16 protein-coding genes are annotated in these 13,242 nt (G+C 65.5%); 10 read left to right on the forward strand and 6 right to left on the reverse strand.

Annotated features, from left to right (window positions below; all coding sequences use genetic code 11):
- Positions 1-16: 16 nt before the first annotated feature.
- Positions 17-1,636, reverse strand: coding sequence for a Na/Pi cotransporter family protein (locus ACQ5ID_RS06830; RefSeq protein WP_429911710.1), 1,620 nt, complete (start codon positions 1,634-1,636; stop codon positions 17-19).
- Positions 1,637-1,718: 82 nt separating this feature from the next.
- Positions 1,719-2,411 (reverse strand): YggS family pyridoxal phosphate-dependent enzyme, encoded by a 693-nt coding sequence (locus ACQ5ID_RS06835; RefSeq protein WP_429911711.1) that lies wholly within the window; start codon positions 2,409-2,411, stop codon positions 1,719-1,721.
- Between ACQ5ID_RS06835 and ACQ5ID_RS06840 the strand changes: the two genes are divergently transcribed.
- Positions 2,410-3,009 carry a thiamine phosphate synthase gene (locus ACQ5ID_RS06840; protein WP_429911712.1) on the forward strand — a complete coding sequence of 200 codons (600 nt, stop codon included), beginning with the start codon at positions 2,410-2,412 and terminating at the stop codon, positions 3,007-3,009. The two genes, ACQ5ID_RS06835 and ACQ5ID_RS06840, sit on opposite strands and share 2 nt — an antisense overlap.
- On the opposite strand, the gene ACQ5ID_RS06845 is transcribed toward ACQ5ID_RS06840, so the two are convergent.
- The gene (locus tag ACQ5ID_RS06845; protein WP_429911713.1) at positions 2,970-3,833 is read right to left on the reverse strand and encodes an SDR family NAD(P)-dependent oxidoreductase; all 864 of its coding nucleotides are present in this window, start codon (positions 3,831-3,833) and stop codon (positions 2,970-2,972) included. The two genes, ACQ5ID_RS06840 and ACQ5ID_RS06845, sit on opposite strands and share 40 nt — an antisense overlap.
- A gap of 63 nt (positions 3,834-3,896) precedes the next feature.
- On the opposite strand from ACQ5ID_RS06845, the gene ACQ5ID_RS06850 reads away from it, so the two are divergent.
- From ACQ5ID_RS06850 to ACQ5ID_RS06875, 6 genes are all read left to right on the forward strand, one after another.
- Positions 3,897-4,562 carry a tetratricopeptide repeat protein gene (locus ACQ5ID_RS06850; RefSeq protein ID WP_429911714.1) on the forward strand — a complete coding sequence of 222 codons (666 nt, stop codon included), beginning with the start codon at positions 3,897-3,899 and terminating at the stop codon, positions 4,560-4,562.
- A gap of 123 nt (positions 4,563-4,685) precedes the next feature.
- A complete protein-coding gene (locus ACQ5ID_RS06855; protein ID WP_429911715.1) occupies positions 4,686-4,955 on the forward strand; it encodes an usg protein in 270 nt (89 codons plus the stop codon).
- Positions 4,956-5,011: 56 nt separating this feature from the next.
- Positions 5,012-5,593 carry a tetratricopeptide repeat protein gene (locus tag ACQ5ID_RS06860; RefSeq protein ID WP_429911716.1) on the forward strand — a complete coding sequence of 194 codons (582 nt, stop codon included), beginning with the start codon at positions 5,012-5,014 and terminating at the stop codon, positions 5,591-5,593.
- On the forward strand, positions 5,517-6,527 hold the full coding sequence (locus ACQ5ID_RS06865; protein ID WP_429911717.1) for an alpha/beta fold hydrolase: 1,011 nt from the start codon (positions 5,517-5,519) through the stop codon (positions 6,525-6,527). The genes ACQ5ID_RS06860 and ACQ5ID_RS06865 overlap by 77 nt, the downstream gene beginning before the upstream one ends.
- A gap of 80 nt (positions 6,528-6,607) precedes the next feature.
- A complete protein-coding gene (locus ACQ5ID_RS06870; RefSeq protein ID WP_371393309.1) occupies positions 6,608-6,901 on the forward strand; it encodes a DUF2312 domain-containing protein in 294 nt (97 codons plus the stop codon).
- Between the two features lie 14 nt (positions 6,902-6,915).
- Positions 6,916-7,464, forward strand: coding sequence for a hypothetical protein (locus ACQ5ID_RS06875; RefSeq protein ID WP_429911718.1), 549 nt, complete (start codon positions 6,916-6,918; stop codon positions 7,462-7,464).
- A gap of 3 nt (positions 7,465-7,467) precedes the next feature.
- On the opposite strand, the gene ACQ5ID_RS06880 is transcribed toward ACQ5ID_RS06875, so the two are convergent.
- From ACQ5ID_RS06880 to ACQ5ID_RS06890, 3 genes are read right to left on the reverse strand one after another with little or no spacing between them, the layout of a single operon-like run.
- Entirely contained in the window at positions 7,468-8,751 is a 1,284-nt protein-coding gene (locus ACQ5ID_RS06880) for an HlyC/CorC family transporter (protein ID WP_429911719.1), read from the reverse strand.
- Positions 8,752-9,852, reverse strand: coding sequence for a 3-dehydroquinate synthase (gene aroB / locus ACQ5ID_RS06885; protein WP_429911720.1), 1,101 nt, complete (start codon positions 9,850-9,852; stop codon positions 8,752-8,754).
- Entirely contained in the window at positions 9,849-10,406 is a 558-nt protein-coding gene (locus ACQ5ID_RS06890; protein ID WP_429911721.1) for a shikimate kinase, read from the reverse strand. The genes aroB and ACQ5ID_RS06890 overlap by 4 nt, the downstream gene beginning before the upstream one ends.
- A 128-nt stretch (positions 10,407-10,534) precedes the next feature.
- Between ACQ5ID_RS06890 and ACQ5ID_RS06895 the strand changes: the two genes are divergently transcribed.
- Genes ACQ5ID_RS06895 through ACQ5ID_RS06905 form a run of 3 tightly spaced genes read left to right on the forward strand, consistent with a single transcriptional unit; the run spans position 10,535 to position 13,228 of the window.
- A complete protein-coding gene (locus ACQ5ID_RS06895) occupies positions 10,535-10,675 on the forward strand; it encodes a hypothetical protein (RefSeq protein ID WP_371393304.1) in 141 nt (46 codons plus the stop codon).
- Entirely contained in the window at positions 10,659-12,308 is a 1,650-nt protein-coding gene (locus ACQ5ID_RS06900; RefSeq protein WP_429911722.1) for a hypothetical protein, read from the forward strand. Before ACQ5ID_RS06895 ends, ACQ5ID_RS06900 begins: the two co-directional genes overlap by 17 nt.
- Complete coding sequence (locus ACQ5ID_RS06905) at positions 12,305-13,228, forward strand: site-specific tyrosine recombinase XerD (RefSeq protein ID WP_429911723.1); 924 nt, start codon at positions 12,305-12,307, stop codon at positions 13,226-13,228. The genes ACQ5ID_RS06900 and ACQ5ID_RS06905 overlap by 4 nt, the downstream gene beginning before the upstream one ends.
- Positions 13,229-13,242 lie beyond the last annotated feature (14 nt).

Below are 13,242 nucleotides of genomic sequence, written 5' to 3' on the forward strand. Positions count from 1 at the left end.
AACGCAGGGCGCAGTATTACTGCGCCTCTTCCTCTGCCAGTGACGGCGCCTCGCCATCATGCCAGCGGGCAAGACGTTCCCGGCCATCGCGCGCAGCCTTCGCAAGGCGGCGCATCAGCTGCGCACGCGCCAGCCCGTTATCGACCGGCGCAAGCGCGGCTGAGCCTTCGGCAAGCGCTTCGAGCAACGCGGTTTTCAGCGCCTGAAACGCCGCTTCGGCATCCGGATCGGTATCGGTGAAAGCCTCCCGGTCTGCCGCCGCAGCCAGACTGTCTCTCACCTGAGCGGACATTCTGTCCCAGAACGGTTTCAGCGCCGGACCGGTCCGGCTGGCAGGCAGAGCATGCAGCGCGGCGCTCACCGCCAGCACCTCTTCAGCGTGATGCACCGCCCGGACCAGATCAGAGATCGCCTTGCCCGCCTCGGCCGGAAGGCTTGTCCCGGTCATAAATTCATCAAGGAAGGCGCGAATGGCCGATGTCAGTTCCAGCAGCGCCTCATGGCGATGAGACAGGCGCACACGGGCGCCGGGCGCTGCGCCCAGCCGCTCCCCCGCCAGCTCCAGCGCCAGCACATGTAAACGCCAGCACTCCAGCGCGAGGGAGCGCACCGCCAGCGCGGGCGTCTGTAGCAGATTGGAATCGAGAAATTCCGGGCGGGAGACGGCCTCGTCCGGTGTCAGGAACAGGCCCGCCAGCCAGCGCGTCAGGCGCGGGGCAAGCGGCAGGATCAGGAGGATGCCCAGAATGTTGAAGAGCGTGTGAAAGGCGGCGAGCCGCCCCGGCGTATCGTCCACCAGATGGGCACCGTCCAGCACGCCTTCAGATGCCCACAGCAGGAGCGGCAGCAAGGCCAGCGCCCCGATGGCGGTGACGGCATTGAAGGCGACATGGGCCACCGCCACGCGCTGCGCAGCGGGCGTAGCGCCGATAGCGGCAAAAAGCGCTGTCGAGGTGGTGCCGATATTGGCCCCGATCACCGCTGCTGCCGCCAGCGGCAAGGGCACGGCACCGCCCGCACTGGCCGTGAGAGTGATCGCCATCGCGGCGCTGGAAGACTGGGTGAGCGTGGTCAGCAGCGCGCCAACCAGAATGAAGAGCGGTATGGCAAATATGCCCGCATCCTCAAGATTGAGACCGGCAATCTGCGGCGCCAGGCCGGAAAACGCTTCCTGCAGCAGCCCGACGCCCAGAAAGAACAGGCCAAAGCCCGCAGCCGCCTGCGCCGCGCCGCCCAGCCGCGGGCGGGCTTTCAGCGCCAGACCCGCGATCATACCGATACCGATCAGCGGCAGGGCGAGCGCGCCCCAGTCCAGCTTCAGCCCCACTTGCGAGACAAGCCAGCCGGTCATCGTGGTGCCGACATTGGCCCCGAACACCACCCATATGGCCTGCGCCAGTGTCAGCAAACCCGCATTCACGAAACCGATCGTGGCAACCGTGACGGCGCTGGAGGACTGGACTGCGGCCGTGATGAAGGCACCCGCCACCAGCCCTCTTGCGCGGGTGCGCGTCCATGTTCCCAGAATGGAGCGAAGCGCATCACCGGCGGCCGTTTTCAGCCCGTCGGTCATCAGCGCCATGCCCAGCAGGAACAGGCCCAGACCACCCAGCAATGGCGCGATAATGCCGATCATGTCTGGCCGAACGCCTCCGCCGGATATCCTGATACGGATGGATTAGCACCCCCCAGAGGTCAGAGGGAAGAGTGCGGGCCGGTCAGGCCCCCTCGCGCTCCCCGAACAGGCCAGAACCCACCCGCACCGATGTCGCGCCAAGGCGGGCGGCAAGGGCGTAGTCCGCGCTCATGCCCATGGAGAGTTTTTCAACGCCCGCCTCGCGCGCGAGCTTTGCCAGCAGCGCAAAATGAAGGCTCGCCGGTTCTTCCACCGGCGGAATGCACATCAGCCCCTCAATGCCCTGCGGCATCAGGGCGCGCATCTCGGCAACGAAGGCGGGAACATCTTTGGGCGCAATGCCGGCCTTTTGCGGCTCCTCGCCGGTATTGACCTGCACATAAAGGCGCGGGGACCGGCCTGTCTTCTCCATGGCTTTGAGAATCGCGCGGGCAAGCTTTTCGCGGTCCAGCGTCTCGATCACGTCAAAGAGACCAACCGCATCTTCAGCCTTGTTGGACTGCAGCGGGCCGATAAGGCGCAGTTCCAGGTCCGGATAGCTTGCGCGCCGGTGCTGCCAGCGGGTCATCGCCTCCTGAACCCGGTTCTCACCAAACACAAGCTGGCCTGCGTTCAACGCTTCCTCGATGCGCGCCTCTGGCTGCAGCTTGGAAACGGCGACAAGCGTCACCTCTGCGCGTCCGCGCCCGCCAGCCTTGGCAGCCCCGGCCAATTCCTCAAGGATGGCGGCGCGGCGCATCGAAATCGTGCGTGTATCTCTTGGAGTGTGTGTCATGCCGGGCCTCACCTATGCGCGAAAGGGAACGCTGGCAAGCCGCAGGACAAGCGTTCTGCCGCGCCTGTTTGCTTTCACCGACCCGCAGCGCACAGCCGACCCTATGGCCTTCGCGGCGCGCCTGCCCGCCGGCACCGGCCTGATCTATCGCCATTTCGGCCGCGATGATCTCAAAGCTCTCGCCGCCCCGCTGGCAAAGCTGGCAAGGCGGCAGGACCTGGCCCTTTTCATCGCCGCCGATCCCCAGCTCGCCCTCAAGGTGGAAGCCGATGGCGTGCACTGGCCAGAGCGGCATCTGGGAGAGGTGCGCCGCTGGCGGCTCAAAGCCCCGCACCTGCTCGTTACGGCCTCCGCGCACACGCCTGCAGCCCTTCGCCACGCGGCGAAGCTCGCCGACGGCGTATTCCTCTCGCCGGTCTTTGCCTCAAACAGTGCCAGTGCAGGCGCGCCGCTCGGCATCATCCGGGCCTCCAGCATAGCAAGACAGGCAGCCGCGCCCGTTCTGGCGCTCGGCGGCGTGGCTCTGAGCGATCTGGCAGCACTGCAGGCGCGCGGGTTTTACGGCGCAGGCGCGGTAGACGCCTTCTCGGCGGCATAAATCGCCGCCAGCCCCTCCCGGTATGACGGATAGGCGGGCCGCCAGCTTAAGACCTGCTTGGCGCGCGCGTTGGATACCCGGCGGTTTGCCGTATAGAAGCTGGCCTGCATAGGGCTCATCGCGCCCTTGTCAAAAGCTTCCTCAATGGGCGGCTCAACGCCCAGCAGGCGTGCCGCCTCTTCCACGACAACCGGCTGCGGGCAAGGATAGTCATCGGCAAGGTTGAACACCCCTGTCACCTCTGGCCGCGCCATGGCCAGCAGCAGCGCCGACACGATATCATCCACGTGGATGCGGCTGAACACCTGGCCCGGCTTGATGATGCGGCGCGCACGGCCCTCACGCAGCTTGTCGAACGTGCTGTATCCGGGGCCGTAAATGCCTGCCAGCCGGAAGATGCGCGCACCTGCCGCCTGCCAGCCTGCTTCGGCTTCCGCCCGCCAGACCGAGCGGGGCTCGACCGGGTTGAGCCTGTCCCATTCAAAAGCCCAGCCGCCGCGCCGGTCTCCATAGACGCCGGTGGTGGAGAGATATCCCACCCAGCGCTCTTTGAGCAGATCCGGATCGATGGACGCCAAGAAAGGATCGCCCGCCTCGCCCGGCGGCGCGCTCACCAGAATATGACTGGCATCGCGCAACGCATCGTTCAGCCCGTGGCCGCCAGCGCCGGTGAGAACAGGCGTGATCCCTTGCGCCAACAGGGCGTCCGCTTTGGCTGCATCGCGCGTGGTGGCCGCCATTTGAGCGGTTCCGGCCAGCTGGGACGCTGTTGCACGCGCGACATAGCCAAAGCCGAGGAAGAGCACATTCATGGTATCACCCATAGACCATACCGGCTTTCGCGCGTTAGCGTGCCTGCCAGTTCAGATGCGACAGGATATAGGCCGATGCGCGGGTTTTGCGGGATTTTGAGCGCCACGGCGCTGGCGTCGGCACTGGCCGTGCCGGTATTGGCGCAGGACGCGGGCACCAGTTTCGAGCAGGCCCAGTACGAGGCCTGCCTGAGCCTTATCAATCAGGACCCCGAAGCGGCCTACGAAGAGGGTCTTGCCTGGCGGGCGCAAGGCGGCAGCTGGCCGGCCATGCACTGCATTGCCCTGTCACAGGTCGCACTCGGCCAGTACGGCATTGCCGCGCGCCGCCTTGAAAGCAACGCGGAAGGCGCAGTCGTCGCCACCGACGAGACACGCGCCATCATGTTCGGTCAGGCCGGTGATGCGTGGCTTGCCGCCAATGAGCCGGCCAATGCCCAGCGTGCCTTCCGCCGCGGGCGTGACTTTGCCAGCAGCGACGCCGGGCTGGCTCTGGGCGTAGCCGAGGCTGCGGCCCTGCAGGAAAACTGGAGCGCCGCCGAGGACGCCGCGAGCGAGGCCCTGAACCTTGACCGCACGCTGGTTCGCGGCTGGCAGGTACGCGCGCAGGCGCGGCTGGAACTTGGCAATCTTGATGGTGCCGCCGCCGATATCGGCGAAGCACTGGCCGGCAATGACGAGAATATCGACGCGCTGGTCCTGCGCGGGCGCATCAATGAGGCGCGGCGCACGGGCGGGTAGCTGTTAGCACACGGACGATCCGGCTGCTAATAACATACAGAAATCATTCACGAATTTGCGTGCAGGCTCTTGCCTGACAGGACGGGCTTCGTCAAGCTTTCCCTGTCATTTATGGAGAGGGCCATGAACGAAACAGACTTTGCCGCGCAATTGAGGGGCGCGCGCCTGACCACCGCAGAAGTGCTCTACTACCGCCCGGACTATCCGTCCCTGCTGCAGAGCTTCTGCTGGCAGACACAGGACATCGCTCCTGATTTTCCGCGCCTGAAACAGTTTCTCGATCACTGGCGGCGCGAAATAGAGGCGGTGATCCATTCGGTGCACGTCGCCCATGCAGGCCTGATAAAGCCCGCCGAGTGGCGCGGCGCGGCCTTGATGGAGAAAATCCACTAGCGCCCTTGTGAAGTGAAGCGCTTGCCGCGCCGCAGCGCGCCGCTATCCTTGCGCGCATGATAGCCTGCCTGACATGCCTGCTGCTGGCGCTCGCCGTGCCGCCCGGCATCTCCGTGACACCGGAGAGGCCGTCGGAGGAGCGCGCCGTCCTCACGCTCGAACAGCGTCTGGATGAGCGGCTGGCAGCGCTGGCCGAGGCCGCATCGGAATCCCAAGGCGAAGCCATTGCCGACGAGGTGCGCTCCATCTGGCGGCAATCAGGCGGGGCGACCGCCTCCCTCCTGCTCGACCGGGCCGAGCAGGCGATAGCCGAGCGTGATCTGGAGACGGCCGAGCGCGCCTACGCGCATCTGCGTATTCTGGAGCCCGATTTTGCCGAAGGCTGGATGGCCGCCGGACAGCTCGCCATGGCGCGTGGAGACTGGAGTTTCGCGCTGGATGCGCTGACCCAGGCCGTCAATCTGGAACCGCGCCGGTTTGATGCGTACGCGCTGCTGGGGCGCACGCTGGAACGGGCGAGTGAACCGGCAGCGGCCCTTATTGCGTATGAAGAGGCATTGCGTGTTCACCCGTGGCACCCGCAAGCCCGTCAGGCTCGCGCGCGCCTCGAAAACCAGCTGGCAGGCCGTGCGCTTTAATCTGACTGTTCTTACCGCGTGTTTCCTCATCCTCACTGCCTGCGCCGGAGGCCGTGCCATGCCCGTTGGCGATGATCCGCTGGAGCCCATTGGGCAATTCATCGAGATTGATGGCACACGCCTTCACTATCGCGTGACCGGACCGGCAGACGCGCCGCCCGTACTGGTGCTGCACGGCGCATCGGCAAATCTGCGCGAGCCGTTGATGGGGCTGGGTGATGCGCTCGTGGGCGAGCGCGTGATCTGGCTCGACCGGCCCGGCCTTGGCCACTCGCAGCGCCCCTCCGGCCGCTGGAATCCACAAGCCGAGGCCGCCCTGATCGCGCAGTTTCTGGACGCTCTGGACGCTGGACCCGTCATTGTCACCGGGCATTCCTGGGGCGGGGCCATATCCCTTCGCCTTGCCATGGACCACCCCCAGGCCGTGTCCGGCATCGTGCTGATCGCGCCTGCCATCCGGGCCAATGTCGGCGATGCGGCCCTCTATAACCGCGCCACGCACTGGCCCGTCATCGGCCCGGTCATCACGCGCATCATCGTGCCGACCTATGGCCGTGCGCAGCTGGAATCGGGTGCCGCCAGCGCTTTCGCGCCCGAACCGATGCCTGAAGGCTATGTGGAAGAGACCGCGCTCGCCCTGCTTCTCAACGCCTCTGTCTGGAAGGCCAACGCGGCTGACATGGCAAGCGTCAACGCGCATCTGGCAGCGCAGGAGGAGCGCTATGCCGGGGTCACCCAGCCCACGATCATCCTGGCTGGTACTGAGGACAGCGTCGTCTCCACCCGCCGCCATTCCGTGCCGGTGGCGCAGACCATGCCCAATGCCGAGCTGATCCTGATCGAAGGAGCGGGCCACAACCCGCATTTCGCCCATGCAGGCCGGGTGGCAGAGGCTATCGCCACGGTGCGCGGCCGCGCCGCAGGTGTGGATTAGGCGCACGCTGGCATTGCCCGGCTGGCGCTGGCGTCCTAAGCCATCGGTCAAGATCACCCCTTGCCAGATGAGGACGCCCGATGGCCGAACCCTTCACCCAAGCCCCCGCCGATGCCGCCAGCGCCCCCGTTCAGGGCGGCACGCCCAAGGCCGATGAACAGCTTCGCGCCATTGTCGCGCGCATTGAGCGGCTGGAAGAAGAGAAAAAGGCCCTCATGGCCGACATCAAGGAGGTCTATGACGAGGCCAAGGGCAATGGCTTTGACGTCAAAGTGCTCCGCCAGGTCATCCGCATCCGCAAGCAGGACCGCCAGGAACGCATGGAAATGGAAGCGGTACTTGAAACCTATCTCGGCGCGCTCGGCGATCTCTGATACTTTGCGAGGCCATGGCCCGCGAGATTGACGACCGCAAGAAGAAAAAGGCCCTGCGCCGCCTCGACCGTGTGCGCCGGGCGCTCGCCGAGGCGGAAGCCGATGGCGATGCCGAGGCTGCCCGCGAGGCGCGTGCCCTCCTGACCGAATGGGAGGATGAGTTTCTCGGCAGCGTGGAAGAGCGGCTCAACACGTTTGGCTCGGCCTTTACCGACCCTGAGAAGGGCTCGCTCGACGAGCCGCTATCCCAGCTGCAGGCCGCCAAGCTCAAAGAGCTCGAAGCCAAGGCCAAGGGCAAGGAAACCCGGCCCTGGAAGCGCTCCAGCTTCAAGCCGAAGGACAAGGCCCAGCGCTCCAGCTTTTCTGCCAAGCGCCCCGCCCCGCGCACCAATATCCGCGACATCAACGAGGATATGCCGGCAGATTTGCCAGAGACCGGGCCGATGCCCGCTCCGTCCGGCAAGGAATCTGCTGCCAGCCCTGCACCCGCCCCATCGCGAGCCCCGTTACCGCAGAAGGCCCGCCCCCGCTTCACTGTCATCAAGGGCGGAAAAGGGGAGTAGGCCCTACTCCTCCTCGCCCAGCGGGGTGAGTTTCACGCGTGTGATCTGGTTGCGGCGGCGTTCGAGAATGTCGAACTGCACCCCATGAAAGCGGAAGCGCTGGCCCGGCTCCGGGATGGTCTGGGCCTCATGGATGACAAGGCCCGCAATCGTCACCGCCTCGTCATCGGGCAATTCCCAGTCCAGCGCCCGGTTGATCTCGCGTATGCCGGTTGCGCCATCGACAACAACCGCACCATCAGCGTCCGGCATGTATTCTTCGGGCGGTGCCAGATCGTGCTCGTCCTCGATCTCGCCGACGATCTCTTCGAGAATATCCTCCAGCGTCACCACGCCCTGCAGCGCGCCATACTCGTCCACGACCAGCGCAAAGTGCTCGCGCTTGGCGCGGAAGGCATTGAGCTGATCGAAGAGCTCTGTCGTCTCCGGCACGAACCATGGCTCGCGCTTCAGGCTGGCGATATCAAGCTTGGAAATATCCCCGCCCATCCCGTGCAGGGCGCGCGCCAGATCGCGCACATGCAGTATGCCGACAATGTTTTCGGGCTCGCCCTGCCAGAGCGGCAGGCGGGTATGCGGGCTGGTCAGCGCCGTTTCCACCAATTGCTCAACCGGCTGATCGATATCCAGCATGACGAGGTTCTTGCGGTGAACCATCACATCATCGACGGTCAGCTCGCGCAGATCGAGCACCCCGCCCAGCATGTCGCGGTCATGCTTGACCACGCCGCCTTCCTGCAGGTGCATGTCGATCTGCCCGCGTATCTCCTCATGCGCCGACAGAACGGGCCCGGTCACATTGGCGCCGATCAGGCGCAGCGTGCCGCGTACCACCACCTGCACACCCGCCACGACGGGGCCGAACACCGCCGTCACGATACGGATCGGCAGGGAGACAAACATGGCCAGCCGGTCGGGATTGGACAGCGCATAGGTCTTGGGCATGACCTCGGCAAACACCAGCACCAGTGCCGTCATTACCAGCGTGGCAATCGGCACGCCGGCATCGCCAAACATGGCCAGAAACACCGCCGCCGCGATGGATGAGGCCAGGATATTGACCAGATTATTGCCCAGAAGGATCGCCCCGATCAGGCTCTCGCGATCCTCGATCAGCAGGCTGACACGCGCCGCCGCGCCATTCTTTTCCTTCTCCAGCGCCAGCATGCGCGCCTTGGACGTGGCCGTCAGCGCGGTTTCCGACCCGGAGAAGAAGGCCGATAGCAGGAGGAGGAGCACAATGGCGGCAAACCCCCACCCCATCCACGCCTCGAACACGATATCCATCTAGACCTCTCCTGTGAGGAAAGCTTCGATCTGTGCCGGTTCATGGCCGGTCGAAATGAAAGCCTCGCCAATGGCGCGCGCGAGAATGAGGGTGATGCCCGAACCGGCATTCTTCTTGTCCTGTCCCATGCGCGCGGGCAGCGCAGACGCGCCATACGGGCCGCCGGGAAGGTCCAGGATCGAGACCGGCAGGCCAGCCCCGCCCAGCACAGCCGCCGCCCGCCTGGCATCATCCGGCCCGCACAGGCCCAGCGACGCGGAAAACTTCAGCGCCATGACAATCCCGCACGAGACCGCCTCGCCGTGAATGAGCGCGCCCTTTTTCGCCTCTGCCTCAAAGGCATGAGCAAAGGTGTGGCCCAGATTCAGCAGCGCCCGCACACCGCCTTCGCGCTCATCCTCGGCCACGATCCGCGCCTTGAAACGCACCGCATCGGCAATGAAAGGCACAAGCCTTTCCAGCGCCAGCGCTTCACCGCCAACCGCCTCCAGGCGCTCGAACAGTGGTTTGTCGGCAATCAGCCCGGCCTTGACGATCTCGGCATAGCCAGCCGCCAGTTCACGCCGGGGCAGGCTTTCCAGAAAGCCGCTATCGGCCACCACCAGATCTGGCTGATAGAAGCTGCCGACAAGATTCTTGCCATGGCTGGTATTGATGCCCGTCTTGCCGCCAACAGAGGAATCCACCTGCGCCAGCAGGGTGGTCGGCATCTGGATGAAGCCGCATCCGCGCTTCATGATCGAGGCTGCAAAGCCTGCCAGATCACCCACCGTTCCGCCGCCAAAGGCGATCAGGCTTTCATTGCGCGCCATCTGGCGGTCCAGCAGCGCCTCGACCAGTTCGCGCAACGCGTCCCAGCTTTTGACGCCCTCACCGCCGTCCAGAAGGATGAAATCAGCTGCCAGTCCGGCCCCGGCCAGCACATTTTCCAGCCGGGCTCGATGTGCCTCAAGGGCAGCCCTGTCAGCCACAATGATCGCACGGCCCGCCGGACATAGCTCCGCCAGCTGGGTACTGGCAGCCTCCAGCGCGTTCGCGCCAACCAGCACCTCATAGGCCCGCGATGCAGCCTCAACGGGAATGCGGAATAACTCGCTCAACGCCCTTGCGCCTCCACGCGTGCTGCCATCGCCTCGATAATCGCGGCCACGCCCGCATCATGGGGCGTTCCGGGCGATGTCACATGAATATCGGCCTGCGCATAGATCGGTGAACGCTCCGCGAGGAGCTTTTCCATCACCGCGCGCGGATCCTCGGTCTGCAATAGCGGGCGCGTATCGCGCCGCGAGACCCGCTCCATCAGCGTGTCGATATCCGCTTTCAGCCAGACCGACAGGGCATTCTGCTTGATGAGCGCGCGCGTTTCCTCATTGATGAAAGCCCCTCCGCCCAGCGCGATAACGCTGGAACCGGACTCCTCCATGAGGCGGCCGATCACACGCCTTTCCCCGTCCCGGAAGGACGCTTCACCAAAATCGGCAAATATCTCCGATACGCTGCGCCCGGCAGCGGCCTCCACCTCGTGGTCGGAATCGCGAAAATCCCAGCCCAGACGGAGCGCCAGACGGCGCCCGATAGTGGTCTTGCCCGCCCCCATCAGGCCGACCAGCACCACCGGACAGCCAAGCCTTCTTGCGATATGCGCACGATCCATGATGATCCACGCTATAAGCGTGTGAGAGATAATGAGCAATTGCCGCGTGCTATGTCTGGAAAACGCCGCATTGTCCGCGCTAGTGTAGAATATCGCGAACCGCATACCAGCCACGAGAGGCGCTTATCATGCGCGGACTGCTGATTGGAGTGGGCATCGGCGTCATTTGCGTCGGTGCCATTTTTGCCATCCTGCTTGTCATGGCCGACACCATGGCGCCTGAGCAGACAGAAATCCGGGTCGAGGTCACCGATGCGCTGGGCGATTAGCACCCTGACCGTATGTGCAGCCCTGCTGGCTGCGCCTGCAAACGCCCAGCAGCCGTCCGGCGCCATTCAGGTGCAGGAGCTGGGCGCGGTTGATCCTTTCCAGATCGGCTCGCGCAATGTCCTGCCCTCCAACATCTGGTCCTCCAGCGATGCGGACGCCCTGCGCGTCATCCTCGACACCTTGCCCGCCAGCAGCAGTCAGGGCTGGCGGCACGCAGGCGCAGCGCGTCTGGCCGAGCGGGTCCTGCTCGCGTCCGGCGAGCCGCCGCGTGGCGGGCGCGATGATTTTGCGCTCGCGGCGTTGCGCGCCGACCGTGCCCTGGCGGCCGGCAGGGTGGAACAGGTCTACCAGCTTCTCGAGCGCACACCGCGCCTGAACCAGTCCAGCGCGCTCTCCCGCCTGCATGCCGAAACCGCCTTTGCCCTCGGTGAGACAGGACCGGCCTGCAATACCGCCGAAAGCCTGCTGCGCGGGCGTGACGAACCCTACTGGCTGCGCGCACGCGCCGTGTGCCTGGCACTGGCGGGCAATATGCCTGCCGCCGAGCTGACCGCCGATCTTGCCCGTTCCTCAGAAGGCGGTGGCAATTTCGGCGCGTATTTTGACGCGCTGGTTCTCGACCGCGGCCTGCCATCAGCCAACCCGGTGTCAACGGGGCTGGAGCTGGCTATCGCCATGACGCTGGCGCCTGAAGAGCGCATCAGCGTCGCTGAAGGCGCGCCGGCCTGGCTGAAACGCGCCGCTGCCCGCACCGGCCCCGCCATCACCCTGCCCGAGTTTCTCGATGAAGCTCTGGAAGCCGCCATGGCGCTGGAAGGCGCGGACCGGGCTGCGGCGCTGGCCGCCATCGCCCAACAGGACATTGACCGGCTGATCGCCGCCGAAGCGCTGGCTGCCCGGTTTGACGATGCGGTAAGCGAAGGCCGGTTTGCCGAAGTCGCCAGAGCTTATGCGATGGAGATCGAGACAATCCCGATCAATGAGCAGACGCTCGTCCACGGCCCGCGCTTCATACTGGCACTCGCCCTTGAAGGTGAGCTGGAGCGGGCCTGGCGCTGGCGCGAGGCCCTGCTGTCCGGCCCGGAGCGCGACCGGCCCTTGCAGGAAATGAATGGCAACCAGGACGCACAGACACCCGGCGCGCCCGGCATGCTGGCTCCGCCACCAGCCTCGCCCAGCTATCCCGAAGACGATCCCTGGGAGCCGCCTGCGCCCGCCATCATGGTCGCTCTCGACATGGCGATAGGCATAGCCGCGGACGATATCGGGTCCGGCCCGTTTGGCGCAATTCTGGCTGCGCGGGCGGAGGGTGCACGCCCTGAACGTCTCGCCCAGCTTGCCGGTCTGGCAGCGCTTGGCGCGTCTGTCCCCGAAACGGTGCGCGTGCAGCTTCTCTCTGCGGGCGCGGACGACGGGGCAGCAGGGCGGGAGGCGGATTTTGCCTCCATGGCCACCCTCTCTCTGGTCAACAACTCGCGCGCTGAAACCCTGCTGCTGGCCGCCGGCCTGATCGAGACCAGCAATGGCAGCGCGCAAGCCTATACGCTGGCCAGCTATCTTCTGGAGCGTGCAGGTCATCGCGCCGAAGCGCTGCAACTGATACTGGAGGCACTGGCCGAGGAGAGCGCGTGAGCGCATCACACATAGCGCTTTTCCTCGACATGCTGAGCGCCGAGCGCGGCGCTGCCGCCAATACGCTCGCCGCCTACCGCCACGATCTGGATGATGCCGGAACGCGCCTCGTGCGCTTCGGCGTCTCCCTGAATGACGCAACGAGCGCCGATCTCGAACGGCTGATGCAGGCACTGGCCGCTGACGGGCTAAGCCCCGCCACGGCTGCACGGCGTCTCTCCGCGCTGAAACGCTATTACCGCTTCCTGCTGAAAGAGGGTGTGCGCAGCGATGATCCGACAGCCGGGCATAAAGGCCCCAAACAGGCCCGCGCCCTGCCCAAAATTCTCTCCGAAGCCGAGGTGGGACGGCTGTTCGACGCCGCCGATACGATAGAAGGCCCTGCCGGTCTGCGCCTGCGCGCGGCGCTGGAACTGCTCTATGCAGGCGGGCTTCGCGTCAGCGAGTTGGTCACCCTGCCGCTTGCCGCCTTCTCGCGCGCCGAGCGCTATCTGGTCGTCACCGGCAAGGGCAATAAGGACCGGATCGTCCCGCTCACACCCTCCGCGCTGGAGGCTGTCGACGCCTACAGGAGCGTGCGCGAGGAGTTTCTGCCCGGCAAGGCATCGCCCTTGCGCGCCCGCGCCGAGCGCTATCTCTTCTGCTCATCAAGCGCCAAAGCCGGCCATCTCACCCGCGAACGCTTCGCCCAGATGCTCTCAGGACTTGCCGTGCAAGCGGGCCTCGACCCGGCGCGCGTCTCGCCGCACGTGCTGCGCCACGCCTTCGCCACGCATCTTCTGGCCAATGGCGCAGACCTGCGCAGCCTGCAGACCTTGCTCGGCCATGCCGATGTCTCCACCACCGAGATTTACACCCATGTGCTTGAAGCGCGCCTACGCTCGCTGATGGAAGACGCGCACCCGCTCAGCCGTAAATAACCTGCTGACAGCCA

The sequence above is a fragment of the Glycocaulis sp. genome, from assembly GCF_050485565.1.
GTDB lineage: Bacteria > Pseudomonadota > Alphaproteobacteria > Caulobacterales > Maricaulaceae > Glycocaulis.